A 25,655-nucleotide genomic window follows, 5' to 3' on the forward strand; every position below is an offset into this window, starting at 1 on the left:
ATGAGCCTGATCAAGTATGAAGTGTTCCTGAAAGTGGTGGAGCTGGGCAGCCTGACGCGGGCCGCAGAGGTGCTGGGGTTCACCCAATCCGGCATCAGCCACACGCTGAGCAGCCTGGAGCATGAATTCGGCTTCCCGCTGCTCGTGCGCAGCCGTTCGGGGGTGAAGCTCACGGTGAATGGGGAGCAGGTGATGCAGCCCATCCGGGAGATCCTCAACTGGAATGAGCAGCTCAAGCAGCAGGTGGCGGATATTCACGGTCTGGAGACAGGGACAATTACGATAGGTACCTTCACGAGTGTCTCTGTCCATTGGCTGCCGGATATGATCAAGCAGTTCCGTGAGGAATATCCTTACATTGAGTTCAAGCTGATGGAGGGCGGATATCTGGAGATTGAGCAGTGGATTGAGGCTGGGGTGGTTGATTGCGGCTTCCTCTCATTGCCGACAAGGGAGCGGTTCGAAGTCATTCCGCTTAAGCAGGACCGGATGCTGGCGATTCTCCCGCTGGACCATCCGCTGAGCAAGGCCCCTCATATGCCGCTTGCCCAGATCGCCTATGAGGACTTCATTATTCCGAAGCCCGGCTCGGATTATGATGTGCAGCGTGTGCTGGAGAAGGCCGGAATTAAGCCGAACATCAAGTTCTCGGCCGGGGACGATTACGCCATTATTGCCATGGTGGAAAAAGGCCTGGGCATCAGCATCCTCCCGGAGCTGGTCACCGGGTTCCAGCATGAGCGTGTAGCTATGCTTGAGCTGGAGGAGCGGAGCTTCCGTTCCCTTGGCATCGCGGTCAACTCCATGAAATATGCTTCACCTGCCACGCGGCGGTTCTTGCAGCATGTGCAGCACTGGTCGTCTAGCCAAGGAGCCGTTTAACTTGGTAAAAAGCGTAAAAAAGGCATGTTTTCTAAAATATAAGAAATTATATGTTTCACACGATAACTTATCCTTCTATTTCTCGCTGAAACGGTACCGTCCTTTAAAAGGACGGCAAAGCCGTTTCCACTTGTTTTGAAAACATGCCTTTTTACCAATGGTCATCCGCGCATCACCCGCTTAATTTGCGCCCTTCATTGTCGAGAAACAACAGCTCGTAGTATTTTTTGGGCCGCCCCTTACTGTTGTCTCTTTTTTCAAATACTGTTTGTACTTGTTTGCTTTCTTCAATTTTGTTAAGGATTCGGTTTGCACCTTTGACGGTCATGGACAGGCACTCTGCAACATCCTCAGAGGATAATTTATTGGTTCGCATGATTTCTGCGTAGGACATGATTTTCTGCAAATTGATGTTGTTGATTCCGATGGTTTTGGCTAACGCGAGGATGTCCGGGTCCCCCTGTTCGGAGAACTGGATGACATTCATGCTCCGCATGGGGCCGGCAACCTTCTGATTCTCGTCTATAAAAAAGCTGCTGCTGCCTGTATAGGCTTCCGCCTGTCTGTGAGCCTTGGTGGCGTTGACGTTCGCTTGAAAATATTCATGCCCCGAGCCCCAGCCGATCTTTACCTTGCCCTGTATACGCTCCTCCAGATACTCCAGCAGGGAACAGTTATGAGCGTTAGAGGTGATTCTCATGAAATTGCCGAAGGTGGTGTACAGTCTGACATAGCCATCTGAGATTTGGGCCGTGTCTGCCAGATTCACGCTGCGCAGAAACCTGCCGACAAGGACTTTCAGCTCTTGAAGCTGCTCTTCAGATGCCGGCTCAGCCAATTGAACCGATAAACATGCTACCACTGCCCGCTGGTTCTTAAGCTTGAGGATGGTAATCTCGTTGATGATCTCGCTGATGGTCTCTTTAACGCTCTCCAAAGTGGGCCGGATTAAGATATATTTGACGCCGTGCTTTTGGAGTTCCGGAACAAAGTGGCCGAAGGCCGTGATGGACAGATCTATTTTCTTGTCTTCCCACAGACTGATATGGTTCTCCAGCATGGTCTCCACCCGTTCGGACAGATCTCCGCTATCAACGGGCTTTCCCTCATGAGTCAGGTATTGCTGGAATTCGCTGAAGGATTCGATGATATATGCATAATCCACATAGATCCGGGAGATATCAAGTCCAGGTTCTGTAACCAGCAGCCGGAAAAGCTCCCTGTACAGCAGGTTCTCATCATCCTGCAAAATGTGAACAGGGACTTTATCATCCAGGCATTCCTTATTGATGGATTCGTAAAGCATCCTGCCGCTGATCACAAATCCATCCACCGCATCTAAGTTTTTAAGATAGATGTCAGTTGTTTCCTGGAAACTGCTGATGGTAAGAAAACGGAACTGGCATAAGGGCCGCATTTCTTCTTCAATGGTGCGGAAATAATCCATATGGGTCTCAGGCGTGATAATACCCAGTTTGATTGTCATAATAGATTCCTTTCATAAAACAGTTCAATCAAAAGAGTTATATCACAATAAAAGTGATATTACAATGTTCCGACAGCCCCTGAAATAATGTTCTTAAAATGTCTTAATATCTCTTGACAGCGAATGAAAATGCCAGTACGATAAAAGTGTTCTTAAAAAGTCCTAAAATATAAAGGAGGAATGCCCGCGCTGTTCTTACGTTCATTTAATTTATGCTTTGGGAGATGTTCATTTGTGATTGAAAAAGCTGGAGACTTAATGAGTATGGCCCAGCAGTTGCAGGACAAAATGGTCACGTACAGGCATCATCTTCATGCGATTCCGGAGCTTGATCTAAGTTTGCCCAGGACAACGGCCTACGTGAAAGAGGCGCTGGAGTCTATGGGACTTAAGCCCGCTCCCGTAGGGGAATCTGGTCTAACCGTTACCATTGGCGGACAGCAAGGCGGGAAGGTGGTGCTGATCCGTGCGGATATGGACGCTTTGCCCATTTCAGAGGAAACAGAGCTTGCTTACGCGTCGTTGAACGGGAACATGCACGCCTGCGGCCATGATATGCATACCTCCATGCTGCTGGGAGCCGCAGAGATCCTGAAGGCGGGCGAAGCGCAGCTTCGCGGGACGGTCAAGCTTATGTTTCAGCCTGGTGAAGAGACGCTGCATGGGGCCAAAATGATGCTTGAAAGCGGGATTCTCGACAATCCCAAGGTGGACGCCGCCATGATGCTTCACGTATTGACCGGAATGCCGCTGCCTCTCGGACAATTTGTAGTACCTGAGGAAGGCGGAGCGATTTCAGCTTCCTCGGATTGGTTCGAAATCATCATCCGGGGGAGGGGCTCACATGGCGCTATGCCCGAGGCCGCAGTGGACCCCTTAAATGTAGCGGCTCATCTTCATCTGGCGCTGCAGGGTATTCTTAGCCGGGAAGTTTCACCTATTGATAATGCAGTGCTTACCATTGGGGTGATGGAAGGCGGAACTACGAACAACGTGATTCCCGATACGGCCAGATTGAAAGGAAGCGTGCGCACATTTGACGCAGCATTGCGGGAGAAAGTGGAAGCCCGCATCCGCGCAATTACCGCAGGTATTGGAGAAACTTTTCAGGCAAAAATGGAAGTGATCTATACGCGGGGTTGTCCTGAGGTGAAAACGGATGGCGGACTTAATGAGCAAATGAGGGCTTCGATTGCAAATACCTTTGGCGACGGCTCCTATATCGGTATAACTGAGCTGGTACCCGGCGGGAAATTAATGGGCTCGGAAGACTTCGCCTTTGTCTCACAGGCGGTGCCAAGTACCACAGTGTTTCTTAACGCAGGCAATATCGAAGATGGGTATAGTTACCCTGTACACCATCCAAAGACGATGTTCGCGGATGAGGTGCTTCATAGAGGGGCTGCGGCTTATGCAGCTTTTGCCAGAGACTGGCTTGAAAGTAACAGATAAGCTCTAAACCAAACTTAGGAGGAATTACAATGACAGAGAGACGTATGATTGGACCGACCAAATTTGAAGAGTACTCGGAGAAATACAAGGAATTCCTGTTAATGACCCGCCGTGACGGAATCCTTGAAGTGCGTCTTCACACCGACGGAGGATCGTACACGCACAATTGGGAAGCTCATACCGCCTGGTCTCATGCCTGGTCAGATATTGGCCGTGACCCTGAGAACGAAGTTATGATTATTACGGGAACCGGGGATAAATGGCTGATTGGCGACCCTGAGGTCTGGAATACGAAATTCATGGATTGGCCGAAGCAAAAGAAGCTCGAACAGTATCATGAATCGCTGAGACTGCTTGAAAATCTGATTTTCTGCATTGACATTCCGACGATCGGGGCGGTTAACGGGCCAGGAACGCACTGTGAACTCGCAACGCTCTGTGATATTACCATTTGTACGGAAGACGCGGACTTTTTCGATCCGCATTATCTGGGAGGCACGCCTCCGGGAGATGGAATGCTGCTCACACTGCAGAGCATGATCGGGTTCAAAAAAGCAGCCTACTACGCCTACACCGGCAAGAATATCAATGGTCAGACCGCATTGGACCTGGGTATCGTCAGTGAAGTGCTGCCCCGCGAAAAGCTTCTTCCGCGCGCTTGGGAGCTCGCGGAGATGATCATGCAGGCACCGCGTTCAACGAGACATCTGTCTCACTCCATCATCTCCCGGCCATGGAAGCAGGCTCTGGTCGCCGATCAGGGATTCCAGCTGGCCCACCAGATGTACGACATGGCCATTGATGAAGAAGGAGCGCTGGAGCGGCTGAAGAAAATGCAGGGACGCCTGATGGGCAATGATGTTCAATAGAAAGATGACGGGACCTACCCGGCTCGAAGAGTATTCTGAGAAGTACAAGGACTTATTCCTCATGACCCGCCGCGGCGGCATCCTCGAAGTACGTATGCACACTGACGGGGGACCTTTACATTTCGACTGGCCGGTCCAAGCGGCATATGGTCAGGTATGGTCAGATATTGGCCGTGATCCTGAGAATGAGGTCATGATCCTTACAGGGACAGGAGAGCTGTGGCAGACAGGCAATCCTGAAGTCTGGACCACTAAATTCATGGATTGGCCGAACCGCCGGAAGCTGGAGATGTATCATGAATCGCTCCGAATGATTGAAAATATGGTTCATTGCCTGGATATCCCCACGATTGGGGCGATCAATGGCACAGGCGCGCACTGGCAATTGGGAACGCTTTGTGATATTACCCTTTGTGCTGAGGACACCGTGTTCTTCGATGCCCATTATCTGGGCGGTGTTCCGCCTGGAGACGGAATCGTCCTGGCACTTCAAAGGATATTGGGAACCAAGAAAGCGGCATACTATGCATACACGGGGATGAACATTACTGCAGAGGAGGCACTAGACCTCGGTCTGGTCAGTGAGGTATTGCCTCGTGAACAGCTCTTTCCACGGGCGTGGGAGCTGGCAGAGATGATTATGCAGGCCCCCCGCTCTACGAGGCATCTTACGCATTCGATTGTGGCGCATCCGTGGAAACAAGCTTTGGCAGAGAATCAGGGGCTTCAGCTTACTCACCAATTGGTTGATATGGCGATTGATGAAGAGGGAATTCACGAGCGGCTGATGAAGCTTAAGGATCGTTTTCAGAGGAAAGACAACTGAGAAGGGATAAGGGTGCTATGAGATCGTTGACTGAGCTATTTAAGATTGGCAGCGGACCGTCGAGCTCCCACACCATGGGGCCGGAGAAGGCGGCCGGAATCTTCAAAGCAGAAAATGAAGACGCAGACCAGTTCAAGGCACTGATCTATGGTTCCCTTGCCAAAACAGGTAAAGGCCATATGACGGACAAGGCTATTATCCGGGCACTCTATCCCGTCCGGACGGAGGTTCAATTTGTTCCACAGCCTGACTTTGATCTGCCTCATCCCAATACCATGGACTTGTTTGCTTACCAAGACGGTCAGCAAACAGCCTCCATGCGTGTTGCCAGTATCGGCGGCGGGGAGATCGTGATTGATGGGCGGGAGGAGACGCGGGGACCTGATGTCTACCCGGAGAACAGCTTTGCCGAGATCAGTGCCTATTGTAAAGCGAATCATATTCAGCTAAGCGATTACGTCGAGCAGCGTGAAGGCATACAGATCTGGGATTTCCTCCAAGGCATCTGGGAAGCGATGAAGCGTTCGATCGACGAGGGGCTATCCGTCACAGGTATTCTGGAAGGCGGGCTTAATGTCGAACGCAAGGCGAAATATCTGTATCATCAGGGGACTGTGGATGAGAGCCCGGAGACGCGTGAGAACCGGATCGTCAGCGCGTACGCTTTTGCCGTCAACGAACAGAATGCGGCTGCCGGTACAGTCGTAACGGCTCCAACCTGCGGGGCCTGCGGTGTTGTACCCGCCTCGCTCCGTTATATGCAGGAGAAGCTGCAGGTCCCGGACGAACAGATTCTCCGGGCGCTGGCGGTCGGCGGGCTCATCGGTAATCTGGTCAAGCAGAACGCCTCGATCAGCGGCGCTCAGTGCGGCTGCCAGGCGGAGGTGGGCACGGCTTGCTCTATGGCTGCGGCTGCACTCGCCGAACTGTCGGGTATGGAGATCGACCAGATTGAGTATGCGGCGGAGGTGGCCATGGAGCACCACTTGGGGTTAACCTGTGATCCGATTAACGGACTGGTTCAGATCCCTTGTATTGAGCGGAATGCTGTGGGTGCGATGCGGGCGATCAATGCGCTGAGTCTGGCGAAGTTCTTGTCCGGTTCCCGTAAAATATCCTTTGATCTGGTTGTACAGACCATGTATGAGACAGGCCTGGACATGAACAGCAGGTACCGCGAAACTTCAGAGGGCGGGCTCGCTAAGTTCTACAACATGGGCAGTTAAATGAAAATGATATCGCTATAGATGAGGAACGTCCCTGGCTGCCGGTTGGCAGAGGGGGCGTTTTTAATTGTGGTTATGTAAGCCAGATCTGGCCGCCCGCCAAGAAGGGATTTGACTTAAGCGCGGCCTGAATGAGAAAATGTATGCGTGTACATCGAGTAGTCTATTCAGTGAGGAGGCACCAAATGAAACAGCTACGCATTGGAATGATAGGTTATAAATTCATGGGCAAGGCCCACAGCAACGCTTACCGCAGTCTGCCGATGTTCTTCCCCAAGGCAGTTAAGCCGCAAATGTCGGTCATCTGCGGACGCAATGAGGAAGCGGTTACAGAGGCTGCAGCACAGCTTGGCTGGTCGGAGAGTGTGACCGACTGGAAAGAGCTGATTGCCCGCAGCGATATTGATCTGGTCGATATTAATGCGCCAAGTAATGCCCATAAAGAGATTGCACTTGCGGCTGCGGCCGCAGGCAAGCATATCTTCTGCGAGAAGCCGCTGGCGCTGAATCTGGAGGATTCCCGCGAGATGCTGGAGGCTGCTGAAAAGGCGGGAATTGCGCATATGATTGGCTTCAACTACCGTTTCTCCCCGGCGGTGCGGCTGGCGAAGCGTCTGATTGATAGCGGCCGCCTGGGCACCATCTATCATTTCCGCGCATGGTTCCTGCAGGACTGGATTCTCGATCCGGAATTTCCGCTGGTCTGGCGGCTCCAGAAGGAGGTTGCCGGATCGGGATCGCATGGTGATCTGGGGGCGCATCTGATTGACCTGGCCCATTTCCTCGTAGGGGATGTGGAGGAGGTTATCGGGATGAGCGAGACCTTCGTCAAGGAGCGGCCACTGGCTACGGAGATGACTGGTCTGAGTGCCAAGGCAGGCAAGGATGCGCCGCGCGGTCCGGTAACCGTAGACGATGCAACGCTGTTCCTGGCCCGCTTCAGCAGCGGTGCGCTGGGCAGCTTCGAGGCGACACGCTTCGCAGCTGGACACCGCTCGACCAATTCCTTCGAGATCAATGGCAGCCTGGGCAGTGTGAAGTTCGACTTTGAACGGATGAACGAGCTGGAAGTCTACCTGACCTCGGACGACGAGGATGTGCAGGGCTTCCGCCGCGTACTTGCCACCGATCCGGCGCATGACTATGCAGACGCCTGGTGGCCGCCGGGCCACACCATCGGATTCGAGCATACCTTCATTCATGAGATGCTGGAGCTGTCGAATGCCATTGAGGAAGGCCGTCAGCCGGAGCCGAACTTCAACGACGGCGTGAAATGCCAGGCGGTGCTTGAAGCGGTCGAGCGTTCGATTGAGCAGCGGCGCTGGGTTCCGATATCAGAGATGTAAGGGAAGACAGGGAAACACCGCCGGCCGCTTGATGGCCTGCGGTGTTTTTTGGGCTGTGGCCCGGACAGGCCGGGAAGGCGTATGAGCCAAATGTATGCGGAAAACCGAATACATTTACTACGGTGGGAGGCGCGTGGACCAAATGTAGTCGAAAAACAGGCATGACAAGACAGAGGCCTTGTCACCCCCAGGAATGAAAATAAGTGGGTGGCATCCGTCGCAACCATTCTAAATGAGGCTGTAGTCGTCAACACTACATATACAAATCAAAGGGCGGAAACGGTTACTGGGATACACCCCGTGCGAAAAACTGTTCTATTGCGCTTTTCGAGCATCGCCTATTGTAGCCCCCAAAAGTACGTGTATTAAATTACACTCACTCGAGCGCATGATTTGTAAGCTGACGATGGAGGATGATTGGAATGGATGCTGTACGTATGTGTTGCGCCGGTCTAGACGTGCACCAGGAAACCGTTGTGGCCTGCGTGTTGAAAGGACCGATCGAACAGAAACCACAATGTCACCTGAAAACCTTTGGGACGACAACCCGAGAATTGCTAGGCCTGCAAGATTGGCTGAATGAACACGGCTGTCGGGAAGTGGTGATGGAGAGTACCGGCGTGTTTTGGAAACCGGTATGGAATATCTTAGAGGGCAGTTGTGATCTGGTCTTGGCCAACGCCCAGCGGGTAAAGAATATGCCGGGTCGAAAAAGTGACATGCAAGATGCGCGCTGGTTAGCGCAATTGCACCGTTGCGGGCTCATTGAAGGCAGTATGGTGCCAGAACAGGACATCCGGGATTTGCGAGACTTGACCCGTTACCGGAGTAAGATGGTGCAGGCGGTGACGGCGGAGAAAAACCGTATTCACAAAATCCTGCAGGATGCTAACATCAAGCTGACCACCTTTATGTCCGATCTATATGGGGTTTCGGGCCGGGGCCTGCTCCAGAAGATCATGGACGGCGAGGTCGTAGACGAAATGGCCGTTAAAAGCCTGGTCAAAACCCGTTTAAAAAAGAAAGTTCCGCAGTTGCTAGACGCGCTCAATGGCAAGTTGCGCCGTCATCATCGGGAGATGATTCGAGACCATTGGGACCACTTGGTCTATTTGGAGAAAAGGATCACGGAGCTGGAAGCGCGAATCGAGGCGAAGGCAGAACCGTACCTGGAGGTGATTGAACAAATTGACTCCATTCCAGGAATTGAGCGGACGTCTGCCGTGACCATCTTTGCCGAAGTGGGGCCGCATGTCGCGGAAATGTTCCCGAGTGATGCGCAGTTTGCTTCATGGGCGGGGGTGTGTCCAGGGAACAACGAAAGCGCGGGAAAGCGAAGAAAGTCAAAAACGATGCAAGGGAACAAGCATCTGAAAGGGGCCTTGTGTCAGGCGGCTTGGGCGAACTCTCGGTCCTCGAACCGGATCGGCCAATTCTTTCGACGAATACGTAAGAGACGAGGCGATAAAAAAGCAAACGTCGCCACCGCGCATTTGCTGATTCGAATCCTCCATGCCCTGATGCGGGAGAAGAGGTCCTACCAAGAAATAGACGTCTCACTAGGCGATGAGACGTCCAAGAAAAACCGGTTGGATCGGTACGTGCAATATATCCAGCAGTTAGGATATAGCGTGCAACTAAATCCTACCCCATAGTCTCCCCTTTTTCAAAAAAAACGAAACGTTTTTTTAGGGCGGTGGGTCTTTTTTTGTCAAAATCCAGTCTGCGGTGCATTGTCCGGTACTTTTATTTTCGTATTAAACCGACCACATTTGGACTGTACACGCCACATAGGCTGGATGGTCAGCAGTAGCGCTCCATTCTTTCACCCTTGTTTCCGTGCCTGGGAAGGGGTTAGACCCTTGTATTGCTTGTACAGCTTGGTGAAGTAATTCGGATTGTCACAGCCGACCCGGCCTGAGATCTCGGTAATGCTAAGGTCTGTTTCCAGCAACAGCCGCTGCGCCTCATCCATTCTGCAGAAATTCACATAATCGATGAACGTCCGCCCGGTCAGCCTTTTGAAGGTTTTGCAGAAATGAAAAGGGTTCAGATTCACAAACCTGGCGGCAGCCTCAATCGACATCTTCTGATCTGTGTGGTTCTCCAGGTGTTCCAGCAGCGGCTTGAAGCGTTCGCGGTGGATGCCGCCCCGTTCCCCCTGCTCCCGCTCGCTGCGCTGACGGGCCGGGAAGGCCCGGGACATCAGGGTGAAGAACAGGTGCAGCTGATTCTTCACCACGAGCTGGAAAGCCGGCTGCTTCGCCTCCACTTCGGCAATCACCCGCTCCAGCAAATGATAATACGCGGCGCATTCAGGCTGCTGGGCCGCAGGCATAACCGGGAATTGATTCAGATTATTGAGGTATGGGGCTACGAATTGCTCATGCTGGGAATCTTGGTTCCGGTCCTTGAACAGCGAGGCATGGAACACAATTGAGACATACGACAGGTCACCGCTGCACAGGCTATAGCCGACATGAAGCCCGCCGGACGGCACCATAAGGACATCCCCCGGACCGGCCTCATAAGGCTTGCTATCCACATGGAAAATAGCTTGGCCTTCGCGCATAATAATGATCTCGAAATGCTCATGCCAGTGCAGAAACAGGATGTTCTGTTCAGGCGACACCTCCCGGCAGGTGTTGAAGAACAGACGGAACGGATACGTTTTCTCTTCCAGCCTTGGATATTCCTTGAGTTCCTTCGGATAGTTCATGCTTGGTTCAACTCCCGCAAGATTCAGCTAGTTTAGCACAAGATAAGTAGAGATTTTGCCCAAAATGAGCGATATACTAGGAATGTTGCATTAACTATAAACCAATATTGGAGTGGCATACAAGATGCAGGATACATTAAGAATCGGAACACTGGTTGGAGGCGGGGATGCGCTCAGAGTCATTCCGCAGATTATTGGACATGGATTCGAATCCTTCAGCTTAACCTTCTGGCAGACTACAGGGACTACTGATTTGGCAGAAACAGCGGCACAGGTGCGTGAACTGGCTGAGGAGCATGATTTCACAATTTCTTCAGTCGGCATATTCGGGAATCCGCTTACAGGGACAGGCGATAATTCAGATACGGTAGCCAGCTGGGAACGGCTGATTGACCATGCCCATTTGTTCGGTACCGATCTGGTCTCCGGCTTCACCGGACGTCTGCCCGGCGTATCTATAGATGAGTCGATTCCGAAGTTCGCTGAGGTGTTCGGTGAGCTGTCGAAGCGGGCGGCGGAGCGCGGAGTCAAGATCGCTTTTGAGAATTGCTCGATGGATGGGAATTGGCGGGCAGGGGACTGGAATATTGCGCATAACCCAACAGCCTGGGAGAAAATGTTCAACGCGGTCAATGCCGATAATCTCGGCCTGGAATGGGAGCCCTGCCACCAGATGGTGCAGCTGATTGACCCGATCCCGCAGCTGCGCAAATGGACGGACAAGATCTTCCATGTCCACGGCAAGGACGCAACCATCGCCTGGGATATTATCAAGGAATACGGAATCCACGGGCCAAAGCCTTATGTGTGGCACCGGACGCCGGGCTTCGGGGATACGAACTGGACCGATGTGATCTCGATTCTTCGTCAGGCCGGGTATAAGGGAACGATCGATATTGAAGGCTGGCATGACCCTGTCTATCGTGATGATCTGGAGATGACCGGTCAGGTCCATGCACTGAATTATCTCAAAACCTGCCGGGGCGGCAGCTTCATCCCGAACCCGGTATAACAGGAGGAACGAGCTATGACAGCAGGACATCGTGTGGTTGTGGCGGGCTGCGGGGCTATGGCTAATGAATGGATCACCTATGCACTGAAGCATGCTGATGGAATAGAGATTGTAGCACTCGTGGATATCCGGCGGGAGTCCGCTCAGGCCATGGCAGAAAGGCACGGGCTTACTTGCCCGGTATTTACTGAAGTGGAGCAGGCAATTGCGGATACAGCAGCTAATCTGGTATTTGATGTGACGGTACCGGCCAGCCATTACAGTATTGCCAGCAGCGCGCTTGAGGCCGGATGTCATGTATTCGCGGAAAAGCCGCTGGCGGAGACGATGGAGCAGTGCAATTCGATCGTCAGCATCGCTGAACGTACCGGCAGGAGCCATGCGGTGATGCAGAACCGCCGGTATGATCCGCGCATCCGTTCTTTGCGGGAGCTGATCACTTCAGGGGTTATAGGGCGGACAGGCTCTATCAGCGCGAACTTCTTCCTGGCTCCGCATTTCGGCGGCTTCCGGGATGCGATGGACAGCCCGCTGCTGCTGGATATGGCAATCCATACCTTCGATCAGGCCCGCTATATCAGCGGCGCTAATCCGGTAAGTGTGTACTGCCAGGAGTTCAATCCGCCGGGATCGTGGTATGCAGGGAATGCGGCGGCGGTCTGTATTTTTGAAATGTCGGACGGCTCCGTGTTCTGCTATCAAGGCTCCTGGTGTGCGGAAGGCGTGCCTACGTCCTGGGAAGCTTCTTGGCGGGTTCAAGGTGAAAAGGGCGCTGCTATCTGGGATGGCCAGGTTCTGCCTTATGCCGAGGTGATTAGTGCCGGGAGTGAACACTCCGGCCAGTTCCTCCATGAATTCGAGCGGATCGAAGCGCCGGAGGTACAGATGGAGGAGACCTTCCATCAGGGCTGTCTCGATGAAATGTTCCGTTCGCTTGCCGAAGGCCGTCCGGCCGAGACGGATTGCCGCGATAACCGCTACAGCATGGCCATGGTGCTGGGCGCTCTGGAGAGTGCGCGGACTGGCCGCAAGCTTAGTATTGCCGAATTCATAGAGGGCGCTAAGCTGGCAGGGAGTAAGGCGTAGGAGATTTTAGCAGGGGAAGCAAAATGGAATGCAAAAAGGCATGGGGAAAGCCCCATGCCTTTTCTTTTACCGCCGTCTTCTCAATTCTGGTTATTTATCTGTCCCCAGTAACAAGTTCACAACCGTATCTAGCTGCTGCTCCAAAGAATAAGGGTCCTCCATGACAAATTCATCATGATAATTATCCCCGTATAAGAAGACTTTTCCATTCTTCACGGCAGGTACACTTTTCCATATATCACTTTCCATTGCCTGGTTTGTAATCTCAGCATCGCCATTATAGACAAAGATATAATCACCTAAGTATTCAGGAAGCACCTCAAGCGAGATTGATTCGAACCCCTCTTTCATATGTAAGGCACTTTCTGTTGGAGGCAGCTGCAGCATTTCGTAGATAGTGGAGGAACCATAATTTCCGCCCGTTGCCGCTAACACATAAACCGTTTTTTCGGCAAACTGTACGATGGATACCGTCTCGCCTTCTTTAATGACGTTAGAGACCTTTAACCTTGCTTCAACAACCTTCTGTTCGTATTCCGCAATCCATTCCTCTGCCTGCTGTTCTTTTCCGAATATTGAGGCTACTCTTCTGAATTTATCAAGCGGTCCGGCCGTTGACAGCTCTTCCCAATAAGGCAGAAAAACAGTGGTGCCGATCTTCTCATATTGGTCAACATAATCTTCGATGGAACCGATAATGAGGTCTGGCTCCAGCATGGTCAATTTCTCCAGATTCATCGGGAATTCTCCCAGATCTTCGATTCTTTCGAGTGTTTCTTGTGGAATCTCCGCCTTGTCCATCCAGCCTTCGTCGAGCATAAACGTTCTTGCCCCGACGGGGACAATGCCCAGTTTCAATAAATGGCCCATATATTGGTCTGCCGCCACTTTTACCGGCTCTGCGGGTACTTCAATATCTCCTCTTGGCGTGGATACGATCCGTGTCTTCGGACTTTCTTCAGAGGCAGCCGGAGTTGCTTGATTTACGTTAGTGTTCCCGCTGCTTGAATCCTTTGCTGCTGTGTTCGTCCCGTTGGAGCAAGCACTGAGCAGCAGGGAGCCGCACAGCAGGATAGCAGCCATGGCCACAGATCTCGTTGGTTTAAACATATGTATTTCCCCTTTGTCCGTATTATGATAATGATTATCATTATTAATATACAGATCCGCACTATATTCAGAAATAGAGGATGTGGGGAAGTTTAATGGACTTTCAGCAACTTTGTGCTGCTCCAGCTCTCTATTTCTATGATGAGCAGGGGCTACACCTTTTCGTTTTTTATAAATCCTGCTGAAATAATACACGTCTTGATACCCGATGCTGGCTGCAATCTCCCCGACAGAAGCATTAGTTGTCATTAGAAGCTCTGATGCAAGGTCAAGCCGGTAGCGGATTAAGTAATCAATCGGACTGATGCCTGTATGCTCCTTAAATAAGGATGACAAGTGATAAGCACTGAAATTGAATACTTCGGCAAGTGAATCTAAGGTAATAGGTTCCGCATAATACTCCTGGATATAAGTGATTACCTGGACTGCAACAGAGGTTGTTCTGACCTCGGTCTTATGCTCTTGCAGGCGCAATTCCTTTAACGTCAGATGAACGAACTGGTAAAAAAGTGCTTTTACCTGAAGTCGCTCTTCCGGCTTGTCCCATTTCTGATGCATCTGCTGAATTCTGTTATACAGTAAAAGCGGTGCCTCAGGGCTAAAGCAATACTGCGATTGAAAAGGATTCGCTTCATGGAGCAAGGCTTTGTAGTAAATGATGTAGTAAATAAATTTATCGTTAACCGAAACGATGCTTAGGGCCGCCCCTTTGCCGCTATGTAAAAGTTGAAAGCCTGTGCAAGCAAATTCAGCCTGGTCTACCTGAACTTGTGCGCTTCCTTGTACCGACAGTAAGAATATATTGGCGGGTATTATGAACGCAGGAAGAGCTTTGCCTTGTGCTAACTCCATCTGCCGGATATCCACCAGCCTAATTGCAGCCTGATCCCAAAGTAATAATTGATTGCTGTTGTGCATGATGCGTTATTCCCCTCCGTTATCTGTCTGCTTCTCATTTTAAATGATAACCATTATCAATGACAGTCTGAATAATAATCGTGAAATTGAAAGTCACATAAATCCATATTATCCTCACATGGATGCATTCCAGATCTGTGCAATGAAGACTAGAGTAAATAACAGATAGTGGATGTAACGAACAAGGGGTGATCTTAATGGATGAGCGGTTAAGAGTTGTGATTGGGAGCGGCGGAAGTCGGCATAACCAGGGTTGGCTGCATACGGAGGAGTCGGAGCTTAATCTTTTGAATGAAGAGGAGTGGGCCAACAGGTTCAAGAAAAGCTGAGGGTTTATCTACCGTTCCAGGCGCTTCGACCACCGCAATACAGAGGGAAGGTTAGGCTTTGTCTCGCTGATAGTGGATGCCGTTAAGGTGTGAAAATAACATCCGCCGCCAGCAAAAAGGCTGATCTCCCCAGCACAATGCGCTGCATCGAGATCAGCCTGTACTCCAATCGGCCAGCCCGGGCTAGAAGCCCCGGTACTGCGGTTCTTCCTTTTCCAGCTCGGTTACGCGTCCTTCCACCTGCGTGACAATCTGCTGGGTCTGCTCGGCCGCTTGGGTGAACAGGGTCTTGGCTTCCTCGTTTTGAGTCTCCATGGCGAATTGCTCCAGGCTGGCCTGGGCGCTTTTTAGCGATGCTACGCACGTCTTGACTTGTGAGGCGACAGTCATCGGTATACCCTCCTCCATATCATAGAAATGGATCATCATCCACGGATTCTAGTATCTGCATTCCCGCAGCTCATATTCTGGAAAATCACTCCAGCCTCACGAGAGCATAATCAGCTGACACGAATTTTTTTGGTTAATTCACCCCTGGTTTGACAAATACTGAAGCAGAATGTCTGACGACACAGAGCATGAAATATCACATTACAGGGGGTTATTCGAATGCCTGAAGCGCTGGAAGTTGTCCTGCGGACCTTATTCGCTGTGGTCGTAATGTTTTTTCTTACCAAGATACTCGGCAAACGGCAGGTTTCGCAGCTGTCTTTTTTTGAATACATTACGGGAATTACGGTGGGGAGCTTGGCGGCGTATATCTCGCTGGATACGGATAAGACCTGGCATCTGGGCCTGATTGCCTTAGGCGTCTGGGTTGCCTGTTCGCTGGGCATCGAATATCTGCAAATTAAGAGCAAGAAGGCCCGGGATTTCATTGACTTCAAATCGACGGTGCTGATTAAGGACGGCAAGATTCTGGAGAATAATATGAAAAAAGAGCGTCTGAGCGTCGACGAGCTGCTGGAGGAATTGCGCAAAAAGGATGTCTTCAAGGTGGCCGATGTGGAATTTGCGATTATGGAATCGGATGGTGCGATTAACGTGCTTTTGACCAAGGAGAATCAGCCCTTCACCCCGAAGGATCTGGGGATAAAGGTTGCACCGGAGAAGGAGACGCTCGCTGTGATTATGGATGGTGAGATTCTGGACGAGCCTCTGGATACGCTGAATCTGTCCCGGAAGTGGCTGCAGACCGAGCTGGAAAAGCTGAATCTGACCGTGAAGGAGGTTTTCCTCGGGCAGGTAGACTCTTACGGTGAGCTTACCGTGGATCTCTACGCTGACAATGTCAAGGTGCCGCAGCCGCAGGATAAACCTCAGCTGTATGCGCTGCTGAAGAAATGTGAAGCCGATCTGGAACTGTTCGGCCTGTCCACCAAGAACAAAGCAGCGAAGCAAATGTACGAAAATTGTTCAGAGCAATTGCAGGCGCTGCTGCAGAAGCTGAAGCCTTTTATCCAGAACTGACAGCATGGGCAGTTTCACAAGCAGGAGCCGGTGATCCGGCTTCTTTGTGGCATGTCCGGGCATAAATCCAGGAACGAACTGGAATACTAAGGCAGATTCCCCATTACCGGAAGGAGGCAACCAGATTGCCTGAACAGGATATGCTGGAGCTAATCAAGGAGCAGCTGACAGACTGCAGCGATGCGGTCTACCAGTCTATTAATGTCTACGGGCATTCCTGTATGCTGATCTATATTCCTTCCATCGTGGATACACTTAGCCTGCAGGAATTTGTCGCCACGCCCCTGAAGGCAGAAGCCAATGCGGAGCCGCACTGGCCGGATTTCATGGAGCGTCTGGATCACGGTTCTGCATTCGCGATTCCTTATATCAAGGCCTATCATCCCGGCCGGGTAGTGGAGCTGATCGTCAGCGGGAATCCCGTACTCAGCATCGCAGGCTTGCCGTATGTGTATTATTTTGAGATTGCCCACTATCAGAAAAGGGCGGTGTCCGAATCACAGAACGAGCTGGTGGTCATCGGGCCGCAGGAAGCTTTTATTGAGGATATTCAGACGAATCTGTCGCTGCTGCGCCACAAGATCAAGCATGCGGATCTGAAGACCAAGCATTTCGCTATCGGCAAATATACCAAGACCGATGTATATCTGGTCTATCTCGAAGGGCTCTGCAAGCCGGAAATCCTGGCGGAAATGGAACAGAAGCTGGGCAGTCTCGATGTAGACGGGATTCTGGGCATCAGCTATCTGGCGGAGCATATGTCCCGGGGGCAATTCTCCCCTTTTCCGCTCTATCAATATACGGAACGCCCTGACTCTGTCGCCGCCTCGCTCATGGAAGGCAGAGTCGGCATTCTGCAGGACGGCACACCGTCCGCTCTGTTGGCGCCGGTTACTTTTTTTGCGCTGCTGCAATCCTCCGAGGATTATTACCAGAGCTTTTATGCAGGCAGCTGGATCCGGCTGGTCCGCCTCTTTTTCTCGCTGATCTCAATGATACTGCCGTCATTATATGTCGCCATTACAACCTTTCACTCACAGATCATTCCCTCTGATCTGCTGATAACGATAGCTGCGGCCCGCGAGAATATCCCGTTCACTGCCCTGACGGAGGCGCTGATTATGGAGCTTACGTTCGAAGCTCTGCGTGAAGCCGGGACCCGTATTCCGAAGCCAGTGGGTCAGACCGTCTCCATTATCGGAGGTATCGTTATCGGACAGGCGGCGGTCCAGGCGGGAATTGTCTCGGCACCGATGGTCATTGTAGTATCCATTACGGGGATCGCTTCTTACATCATTCCGCATCTGGAGCTTGGACTGACCTTCAGGCTGCTGCGCTTTGTGCTGCTCATTCTGGGCGGAACCCTGGGACTGATCGGCGTCTTTATTGCGGTATTTATGATCTATGGGCATTTGGCCCATCTCCGGTCCTTCGGCTCACCCTACCTGCAGCCGCTGGCGCCGCTTGTTTTGGAAGACTGGAGAGATACCCTGTTTCGCGTCCCCTCCCAGTATATGAATAAGCGGAGCAGCTCTTTTACCGACAGCAAAAATAAAAGGAGGCAGAAGCCATGAGAGCCGTCAAGCTTGGCATGGCACTGCTGCTGCTCTTCAATCTGACCGGCTGCTGGTCCAAAACGGAGCTTGATAAATTGACCTTTATCTATGGAATATTCATTGACAAAGGGAAGGAGCCGGGTACCGTTGAAGTCACAATCAGTTCGCCGCTGCCGAACCGGCTGATGTCAGGGGCCCAGGGAGGGAGCGGCGCGTCTGACGGCAAGGCTTATTCGATGATCACCAAGACAGCACAGACTATACCGGAAGCAGTAATCCTGATTCAGAAGGATCTGTCCCGAAAGATTGAGATTTCCCATATCAAGATTGTGGTCGTGGGGAAGGAGTACGCAAGGGAAGGCATTGGGGAAATGCTTGAATGGTTCAAAAGGCAACCGGAGATCCCCCTGGGAACCTTCATCATGGCTGCACCCGGCAAAGCCAGCGAGATTCCCAAATTGTCTCCGATCTTCGAACAGTTACCGGATCAGGTACTCAGCAACATTGCCCAAGAAAACCTCCTGTTCAGCACTACGATCAGAGACTGCATGCTCTCGGAGGCCTCGCATATGGGGTATGCCATGGATTATTTATCTTTTGGACTAAAGAGCGACAACACTGAGAAGAAGGAGGAGTACTGGGTTGGGGTCGGCGGTGTAATGCTGTTCCAGGAGATGAAGATGAGAGGTCTGATGAATGTCAGTGAGGGCAGAGCCTTGGCCTGGGCTGCGGGGAATCTCGCCGGACACATCGCGTTTCCGGTATATTCGATAGACTGGGATGATGACGGCACAGGAGCTGCAAATGCCATCTTCCTCAGGAACACCGCAGCTTCCTCAGTAAGCATGACCCCCGAAGGTCCGTTGTTTCATGTGAAAATAAAAGGACATGCCAGCATCACCTACTTCAAGGATTCGGAGCACCGCGATGCGAACAAGCTCAGCTCCCTGCTTCTGAGCAAGCTTGAACAGAAGGTGGCCGGAGAAATCACAGCCGCCCTAGACCGTATTCGGCAGGAGGGTGTGGATGTGCTGCAATTGGGTATGCTGGTGGAATGGAATGATCCGGCAGAGTGGAGAAAGCTGCGTGAGCGCTGGAAAGACTACTATACCTCGGAAGCCCGGATTAAGGTGACAGCGAAATTCGTTATCGAGGATTTCGGTTCAGAAAAATAAGGGGAAGAAAAACAGTATGCAGACAACGAAATGGCAAATCACCAGGTTCTCTATCGTATATCTGGGCTCCCAGAGCACTATGTTTCTGGTTCCCGGCCTCATTGAATCCTCCGGCTATCAGGGGTGGATCGGAATTCTGGCCGGCTATGCCCTGGCGCTGATTCCGCTGTTCTTCACCGTTCAGATCGGGAAGCTGAAGGCCGGGGCAGGCTGGGTGGTTAGCGGCGAGGAAATTACGGGGAAATGGGTGCACCGGATGATAGTTCTCCTCCTCTTATGCTGGTGTGTCTACTATGCTTCGTATGATATCGAGAATTTTGTCCTGTTCTTCGGATCTAACTATCTGCGCGGAACACCGCCGTTGCTTATCCAGCTTCTTATAGGACTGGTCATTATGTACACGGCTCATCTCGGAGTCACCTCTATAGTGTATATGTCTGACGGCATATCGCTTATTTTCGTAGCTTCGACGATGCTGAGCATCTATCTGTTCATCCAGCATGCCAATTACGCCATTCTCCCGGCTTTTCTCCATTACCATGATCCGTTTATCGCGTTCAAGGACTCGTTAACCGTCATGTCCTGGCTGGGGGAATGGGTGGTGTTCCTGTTTGTTGCCCCGGAGCTCAAAATCAGCAAGAGCACCATGAAAAAGCTGGCCCTTGCAGGCATGTGCGTGATGCTGACGATTCTGCTGGGCTGGGTGATGACCTTGCTGAATTTCGGAGCCTATCTGGGCAAAGAGCTGGCGTTCCCCTATCTGCAGCTCGTCCGCAGCTCGTCCAACAACGAGCTTCTGGGCAATTCGGATCCCCTGCTGATCGGCATCTGGTCCGCTTCTATGTTCATTCACAGTTCATTTCTGATCTATGTAGCGAGTAAATGTGCTGCCTATCTTACCGGCCAGAGAGCGAAGAAGCTGCTGATTCCCGGCCTGACAGTCTGCTCTGTGACGATTGCCTATCTCTATTCCAGAAATCTGGCCCGGTATGATCACGACTATTACTCCTTCAATACGGCCCTTGTGTGGCTGATTGTAGAGTTTATTCCGATGTACTATTTCTTTGTGTTAATGCTCCGGAAGAAGCGGCAGCCGCAGGCATAAGCCAGGGCTGCAATTTCCGCTATTATATTATGTAGGCGCTTTCTGGTATGATTAGTTTATATGTACATACCTTTTTCTGGAATAGGATGGTGTTATTATTCATGAATCTTCAAGAAGCAACCGCTCTAATTGAAGCGATCCGAAGTAATCTGGCACAAGTTATTGTCGGCAAAGAGAGCGGCGTGAACCTGCTGCTGACCGCCTTGCTGGCGAATGGCCATGTGCTGCTGGAGGATGTTCCCGGCACCGGAAAGACACTGCTCGCCAAAACACTGGCCCGCTCCCTGGACTGCACGTTCAAGCGGATTCAGTTCACGCCCGACCTGCTGCCGTCCGACTTAAGCGGTATCAATTACTATAATCAGAAGACCGGCGAATTTCAATTCCGCCCCGGTCCGGTGTTTGCCAGCATTCTGCTTGCGGATGAGATCAACCGGGCTACGCCGCGCACCCAGTCCAGCCTGCTGGAGTGTATGGAGGAGCGGCAGATTACGATTGACGGCGTGACGCATGAGCTGGAGCGGCCGTTCCTGGTCATTGCTACCCAGAATCCGGTGGACAGCCAGGGGACCTTTCCGCTGCCGGAAGCGCAGCTGGACCGGTTCCTCATGCGGATTACCAGCGGGTATCCGACATTTGAGGAAGGGGTACATATCCTCCAGAGATTCCGCCAGAATAACCCGCTGGAGGATACCGCTGCGGTGGCTACGGCCCGGCAGATTCAGGACATTCAACGTCTGGCTGCGGAGGTTACTGTCAGTGACGAGCTGCTCGCTTATATGATGCGCGTGGTTGAGGCTACCCGTACCTCTCCGGCGGTCCGGCTGGGAGCAAGCCCCAGGGCAGCTTTCGCCTTGCTGCGCGCTTCGCAGGGATACGCACTGATCCAGGGCAGAAGCTACTGTATCCCGGATGATATCAAAGAGGTTGCGGTTCCTGTGCTGGCGCACCGGCTGATTCTTCAGCGCGGCCCCGGAGTCCGTGAAGGCCAGTCGGCAGAGGTAGTGCTTCAGGTACTGCGTGAAATTGAGGTGCCGGCTGAACCTGCTGTCCTGTCCAGAGGCGGAAGGGTGGAGTGATCCATGTCGCTGCCGTGGTTCATTGCAAGCACCTTCATCCTGCTGGTCCTGATCTCGCTGGTCTATGACCGGAATGCGCTGAAGAAGGTCAGCTATACCCGTTACTTCTCTGCCAAAGCGGTGTACGCCGGTGAGCAGGTAGAGATGGTTGAGGAAATCATGAACAAGAAGCTGCTGCCGCTGCCGTGGCTGCGGCTGGAATCCAGCATAGCTAAGGGGCTTGAATTCGGTAACCAGGAGAATCTGGGCATCAGCAGCGGAGAGATTTCCCAGAATCATGTCAGCCTGTTCTTCCTGAGGTCTTTCCGCCAGATCAAACGGCGGCATCATATCACTTGCAGGGAGCGGGGGCTGTTCGTCCTGGAGACGGCAACCATGACTACCGGCGATCTGTTCGGACTGAGCCGCAGCGCCAAGACCTTCCCGCTTCATCTGGAGCTGCTGGTCTACCCCGGATTGCTGCGTTTCCATGACCTTCCGTTGCCGGTTCACAGCTGGCTTGGAGAGCTGCCGGTCAAGCGCTGGATTGTCGAAGATCCGTTCCTGACCGCCGGTACAAGAGAATACAGCGCCGGGGATTCTCTGGCGAGCATTAACTGGAAGGCGACAGCCCGTACGGGAAGTATGCAGGTGCATCAAAAGGATTACACCGCCGATTCCCGGCTGGTCATCTGCCTGAACGTGGAGACGAGCGAGTCCATGTGGAGAACGGTTACCGATGTGCAGCGAATAGAGCTGGGAATCCGCTATGCGGCAACTGTAGCCGAGTATGCGATCAGCCACGGTATTGAGGTCCGGCTGCTCAGCAATGGAAGACTGGAGGGGAGCGGGGCGAGAGATTCGGTGGACACCTGGTCCATTGTTCATACCGAGGAGTTCCTTGGCCTGCTGGCCAGACTGAATCTGGACCGGACCGTGCCGATGAGCAGGCTGATGGAGATTGAAGCGGACAAGGGTGAGGCAGATAAGGATTATCTGATCATTACCTGTCACCGGGGGGCAGAGCTGCAGCTGGCAGCTTCAGGCTTAAGCTTCCTCGGAAACGGTGTAGAGTGGCTGGATATTCCTTCTGAAGGGGGCGGTGAGCTATGACTTCCCGAATCCCGGATGCCTTCAAAGAAAATTACGCCATATGGATGGCAGCCTTCATCGAATGGCTGCTGCTGCTCCCGGTATGGCTGGTGCTCCAGACTTATTTCCAGCCGGAGGCCGAGGCGCTGCGCTGGATCTATCTGCTGCCGGTACTGGCCGCAGCCGGTGTGCTGCTGCGGGAGAAGTGCAACCGCCGCTGGAAGCAGCTGCTCGCGGCGCTGGTTCTCGGAGCTATATCAGCGGCGTTAACCGGTACGCTGACACTTATGGGTCTTCCGCTGGCAGCCGGAGCGGCAGTGTCTGCCTTCCTTGGCATGACAGCAGCCACACGGGTGAACCGGCTGTGGCTGTATATCAGCGGGATCATGCTGTATTTTGTCGCTTCGATTGCCTTCTCGCGCATCCCCGGTCTCCAGCCGAGTGCACCGGTGCTCACCTGGAGCGGCAGCTTGTGCCTGATCCTGGCACTGCTCGCTACGAACAGCACCCACCTGCGTTATAGCTCCTTGAACGGAGGTGCAGGAAATCTGCCTCAAGGACTGCGGCGGCATAACCGGATGTTCGTAATCGGCTTCATTATCCTGGCAGCACTGCTTGCAGCGGGGGGCGGTAGGGCGGTTGGGATGCTGCTGTGGAATATGACACGGGCATTCTTTGCCTGGCTCAGCCGGTTATCCTCCGGTTCCGAGGAGGCACCGCCAGCAGAAGCTCTGCCTGAGGCCATCCCTCCCATGCCGGCAGCGGAGCCGGGGGAGCCTGGCTTGTTGTCGATGATTTTAAATATAGGCTTCTATATTCTTGGTGCGGCAGCCATTCTTGCCCTGATGTATTTTATTCTGCGTTGGTTGTACAGAAATACAGGAGGTATCCTGCGCAGAGCGATGGACAGGCTGCTGTCCCTGCTGCGCAGAGACACACCTGCGGCTGCGGGGTATCAGGATGAGGAGACCAGCCTGTTCAACTGGGAGCAGACGGTCCAGGATTTCCGGCAATACGTGCGTTCCAAGCTGACACCAGCCAGCCGCCGGGACCGCTGGGAGGGGATGGACGGCAGCCGCGAGCGCATCCGCTGGCTCTACCGGCACTGGCTGCGGGCCAGACATGCGGAAGGGTATGAGGTGAAGCCCTACCTGACCCCGCAGGAGACAGCCGCCGATGTAGCCGCCTGGTCGCAAGGCCAGAAGCGCTCAAGCAAACACTCTGGCGGAGATGCCTCTGCCAATGACCGGCTGCTCGGCCTGTATAACAAGGCCCGCTATACGGAGGAGGAGCTGATTGAACTTACTGCCGCTGAGGCGGCAGCGCTTAAGGAGCAGTTGAAGCTGTAGCAGCTTCATTACGTTCAGCGAATATTGGGAAGGAGCAGCAGCTGTGACTACTTATCTGCGCGCTAATTCCGTAGCCTGAATGTGATCGTACAGCGTATCCAGTGGACAGGGTCAGAACAGCAGACGCAGCAGCATCAGTGTCACAATACCGGTCAATACGGTAGCCAGCAGGCTGCGGGTCTTGACGGCTACCCAGAAGGTGGGGAGGGCGGCGATTAGCTCCACATTGGTGGACAGGGCTGCGAACCTGCCGCCGGTTACGAGCAGCTCTTGGGCAACCAGTGCAGCCATGACAGCAATCGGCACATAGCTTAGCCAGCGCATGCCCCATTCCGGGATAGCGATCCGGCTCAGCAGCATCAGCGGAAGGACACGCGGAATGAAGGTGACGAGGGCGGCTCCGAGAATGATTACAGCAATATCGAGTCTTATTTCCATTGTTCCATCACGACTCCAATCGTTGAGGCTACCAGCGCAGCAGCTATGACGCCCATGCTGGGCGACCACAGCACAGAGACGAGTACGGCAACAACAACAGCCGCTAAGCCGACAGTGATATCCAGTCTATACTTGCGCCGTCCCATAATGGTCAGGACCAGCAGCCCGATGAACATAGCCGGCAAGGCGAAATCCAGTCCCCACTTCTCGGGGCTGGATATCCATTGGCCGAGAATAGCGCCGGCGATATTGGCCAGGAACCAGTTCAGATAAGCGGTAATATTCAGGCCGTGCATCCATCTCTCGCTGATCTGCTTCCTTGCGGCGCTCTTCTGAATGGCTACGCCGAAGGTCTCATCTGTGAGCAGTGAGCCGATCAGCAGGTTGCGCAGCGGGGTCAGGTGGCGGAAGTAAGGCGACAATGCTGCGCTTAACAGCAGATGCCGCAGGTTAACCAGCAGAATCGTAATGACAATACCGGAGGCGCTGCTCCCGGCGGCAATCATGCCAGCGGCAATGAACTGGGCCGAACCGGCGTACAGGATGATGGAGATCATGGCGATTTCGGCAAGGGTCAGCCCCGCTGTTTTCTCCACAACGCCTGCGGCGAACCCGATGCTTAAGTATCCGAGCAGAGTGGGGAGGCAGTCCTTGACCCCTTGCCAGAACGTTTCGCTGCACTCCGGCACACTTGGGCTATCTGTAACCAGGCTGCCGCCGGATAGCGGCTCCTGATGGATGGATTCTGGCTTCATAGGCATGCTCCTTCTGGGTCATGGAATAACGGCTGGTATCAGACCTTAACGAGCCAGCGCCCCATTTCCGCAGCAGTCCTTCGGATGCTGTAGGCGCTGGAACGCTAGCAACTGCATTTAGTACAATGGAATGCTGTAAAAAAGGCTTCGAAATAGAATCTATTGTATTCTGTACAATGGAATGTTGAAAAAAGGCCGTTTTTCACTTAAAACACAACATTCTACGGTATGAAATACAATAGAATCTCATTTTACGGTCAGCAATGCGGTTTCTATTGCAGGAAATACAATATGCTACTTGAATGTAAGAGTAGAAGTCGGCAACGGGCGCCGTATCAGCCTAAGTTCGCGCCCCGATTAGAGTGCATAAGTAGGCTTAATTGCAATCTGTACAAC

23 protein-coding genes and 1 pseudogene are annotated in these 25,655 nt (G+C 52.6%); 18 read left to right on the plus strand and 6 right to left on the minus strand.

Translation table 11 applies throughout. The features are described 5' to 3' along the window. The gene (locus MKX51_RS13865; RefSeq protein WP_340941028.1) at nt 1-882 is read left to right on the plus strand and encodes a LysR family transcriptional regulator; all 882 of its coding nucleotides are present in this window, start codon (nt 1-3) and stop codon (nt 880-882) included. A gap of 172 nt (nt 883-1,054) precedes the next feature. On the opposite strand, the gene MKX51_RS13870 is transcribed toward MKX51_RS13865, so the two are convergent. Beyond that, nucleotides 1,055-2,368 carry a transcriptional regulator gene (locus MKX51_RS13870; protein ID WP_340992765.1) on the minus strand — a complete coding sequence of 438 codons (1,314 nt, stop codon included), beginning with the start codon at nt 2,366-2,368 and terminating at the stop codon, nt 1,055-1,057. 234 nt (nt 2,369-2,602) lie between these two features. On the opposite strand from MKX51_RS13870, the gene MKX51_RS13875 reads away from it, so the two are divergent. The 6 genes from MKX51_RS13875 to MKX51_RS13900 all read left to right on the plus strand — a co-directional run bounded on the left by MKX51_RS13875 (nt 2,603) and on the right by MKX51_RS13900 (nt 9,742). Continuing rightward, nucleotides 2,603-3,820, plus strand: coding sequence for a M20 metallopeptidase family protein (locus tag MKX51_RS13875; protein ID WP_340992766.1), 1,218 nt, complete (start codon nt 2,603-2,605; stop codon nt 3,818-3,820). A gap of 29 nt (nt 3,821-3,849) precedes the next feature. Next, nucleotides 3,850-4,689: an enoyl-CoA hydratase/isomerase family protein gene (locus MKX51_RS13880; RefSeq protein WP_076077911.1), complete on the plus strand. Its 840-nt coding sequence runs from the start codon at nt 3,850-3,852 to the stop codon at nt 4,687-4,689. Then, a complete protein-coding gene (locus MKX51_RS13885) occupies nt 4,676-5,515 on the plus strand; it encodes an enoyl-CoA hydratase/isomerase family protein (RefSeq protein ID WP_340992767.1) in 840 nt (279 codons plus the stop codon). Before MKX51_RS13880 ends, MKX51_RS13885 begins: the two co-directional genes overlap by 14 nt. 17 nt (nt 5,516-5,532) lie before the next feature. Then, complete coding sequence (locus MKX51_RS13890; RefSeq protein WP_340992768.1) at nt 5,533-6,741, plus strand: L-serine ammonia-lyase; 1,209 nt, start codon at nt 5,533-5,535, stop codon at nt 6,739-6,741. Nucleotides 6,742-6,926: 185 nt separating this feature from the next. Beyond that, nucleotides 6,927-8,087 carry a Gfo/Idh/MocA family protein gene (locus MKX51_RS13895; RefSeq protein WP_340992769.1) on the plus strand — a complete coding sequence of 387 codons (1,161 nt, stop codon included), beginning with the start codon at nt 6,927-6,929 and terminating at the stop codon, nt 8,085-8,087. 422 nt (nt 8,088-8,509) lie between these two features. After that, nucleotides 8,510-9,742: an IS110 family transposase gene (locus tag MKX51_RS13900; protein WP_340990933.1), complete on the plus strand. Its 1,233-nt coding sequence runs from the start codon at nt 8,510-8,512 to the stop codon at nt 9,740-9,742. 170 nt (nt 9,743-9,912) lie between these two features. Here the strand turns inward: MKX51_RS13900 and MKX51_RS13905 are convergent, their stop codons facing one another. After that, the gene (locus MKX51_RS13905) at nt 9,913-10,806 is read right to left on the minus strand and encodes a helix-turn-helix domain-containing protein (protein WP_340941021.1); all 894 of its coding nucleotides are present in this window, start codon (nt 10,804-10,806) and stop codon (nt 9,913-9,915) included. 124 nt (nt 10,807-10,930) lie between these two features. Between MKX51_RS13905 and MKX51_RS13910 the strand changes: the two genes are divergently transcribed. Continuing rightward, nucleotides 10,931-11,818 (plus strand): sugar phosphate isomerase/epimerase family protein, encoded by an 888-nt coding sequence (locus MKX51_RS13910; protein ID WP_340992770.1) that lies wholly within the window; start codon nt 10,931-10,933, stop codon nt 11,816-11,818. Nucleotides 11,819-11,833: 15 nt separating this feature from the next. Beyond that, nucleotides 11,834-12,904, plus strand: a complete 1,071-nt coding sequence (locus MKX51_RS13915; protein ID WP_340992771.1) for a Gfo/Idh/MocA family protein — start codon at nt 11,834-11,836, stop codon at nt 12,902-12,904. Between the two features lie 90 nt (nt 12,905-12,994). On the opposite strand, the gene MKX51_RS13920 is transcribed toward MKX51_RS13915, so the two are convergent. Further along, nucleotides 12,995-14,932, minus strand: a complete 1,938-nt coding sequence (locus tag MKX51_RS13920) for an AraC family transcriptional regulator (protein WP_340992772.1) — start codon at nt 14,930-14,932, stop codon at nt 12,995-12,997. Nucleotides 14,933-15,129: 197 nt separating this feature from the next. On the opposite strand from MKX51_RS13920, the gene MKX51_RS33195 reads away from it, so the two are divergent. Together MKX51_RS33195 and MKX51_RS33200 are read left to right on the plus strand one after the other, a co-directional pair. After that, nucleotides 15,130-15,261: a hypothetical protein gene (locus MKX51_RS33195; protein WP_445322006.1), complete on the plus strand. Its 132-nt coding sequence runs from the start codon at nt 15,130-15,132 to the stop codon at nt 15,259-15,261. Further along, nucleotides 15,262-15,354, plus strand: a pseudogene (locus MKX51_RS33200) (class I SAM-dependent methyltransferase); the annotation flags it as partial. It lies immediately after the preceding gene. Nucleotides 15,355-15,444: 90 nt separating this feature from the next. Here MKX51_RS33200 and MKX51_RS13930 read toward each other — a convergent pair. Then, the gene (locus MKX51_RS13930; RefSeq protein ID WP_340941015.1) at nt 15,445-15,651 is read right to left on the minus strand and encodes a DUF1657 domain-containing protein; all 207 of its coding nucleotides are present in this window, start codon (nt 15,649-15,651) and stop codon (nt 15,445-15,447) included. A 219-nt stretch (nt 15,652-15,870) separates the two neighbouring features. Here MKX51_RS13930 and MKX51_RS13935 point away from each other — a divergent pair, with 219 nt between their 5' ends. The 7 genes from MKX51_RS13935 (at nt 15,871) to MKX51_RS13965 (ending at nt 24,066) form a co-directional block, all read left to right on the plus strand. After that, nucleotides 15,871-16,731 (plus strand): DUF421 domain-containing protein, encoded by an 861-nt coding sequence (locus tag MKX51_RS13935; protein ID WP_340992773.1) that lies wholly within the window; start codon nt 15,871-15,873, stop codon nt 16,729-16,731. Between the two features lie 140 nt (nt 16,732-16,871). Further along, nucleotides 16,872-18,305, plus strand: a complete 1,434-nt coding sequence (locus MKX51_RS13940; RefSeq protein WP_445322067.1) for a spore germination protein — start codon at nt 16,872-16,874, stop codon at nt 18,303-18,305. Then, complete coding sequence (locus MKX51_RS13945; protein WP_339256453.1) at nt 18,302-19,462, plus strand: Ger(x)C family spore germination protein; 1,161 nt, start codon at nt 18,302-18,304, stop codon at nt 19,460-19,462. The genes MKX51_RS13940 and MKX51_RS13945 overlap by 4 nt, the downstream gene beginning before the upstream one ends. Nucleotides 19,463-19,478: 16 nt before the next feature. Then, nucleotides 19,479-20,567: a GerAB/ArcD/ProY family transporter gene (locus tag MKX51_RS13950; RefSeq protein WP_340992775.1), complete on the plus strand. Its 1,089-nt coding sequence runs from the start codon at nt 19,479-19,481 to the stop codon at nt 20,565-20,567. Nucleotides 20,568-20,668: 101 nt separating this feature from the next. Continuing rightward, nucleotides 20,669-21,646, plus strand: a complete 978-nt coding sequence (locus MKX51_RS13955) for an AAA family ATPase (protein WP_340992776.1) — start codon at nt 20,669-20,671, stop codon at nt 21,644-21,646. Between the two features lie 3 nt (nt 21,647-21,649). Continuing rightward, complete coding sequence (locus MKX51_RS13960; RefSeq protein WP_339256459.1) at nt 21,650-22,738, plus strand: DUF58 domain-containing protein; 1,089 nt, start codon at nt 21,650-21,652, stop codon at nt 22,736-22,738. After that, a complete protein-coding gene (locus MKX51_RS13965; RefSeq protein WP_340992777.1) occupies nt 22,735-24,066 on the plus strand; it encodes a hypothetical protein in 1,332 nt (443 codons plus the stop codon). Before MKX51_RS13960 ends, MKX51_RS13965 begins: the two co-directional genes overlap by 4 nt. 111 nt (nt 24,067-24,177) lie before the next feature. Here the strand turns inward: MKX51_RS13965 and MKX51_RS13970 are convergent, their stop codons facing one another. After that, on the minus strand, nt 24,178-24,504 hold the full coding sequence (locus MKX51_RS13970) for an AzlD domain-containing protein (RefSeq protein WP_340992778.1): 327 nt from the start codon (nt 24,502-24,504) through the stop codon (nt 24,178-24,180). Continuing rightward, entirely contained in the window at nt 24,495-25,259 is a 765-nt protein-coding gene (locus MKX51_RS13975) for an AzlC family ABC transporter permease (RefSeq protein WP_340992779.1), read from the minus strand. Before MKX51_RS13975 ends, MKX51_RS13970 begins: the two co-directional genes overlap by 10 nt. Nucleotides 25,260-25,655 lie beyond the last annotated feature (396 nt).

The sequence above is a fragment of the Paenibacillus sp. FSL M7-0420 genome (assembly GCF_038002345.1).
In the GTDB taxonomy this organism is placed as follows: domain Bacteria; phylum Bacillota; class Bacilli; order Paenibacillales; family Paenibacillaceae; genus Paenibacillus_AQ.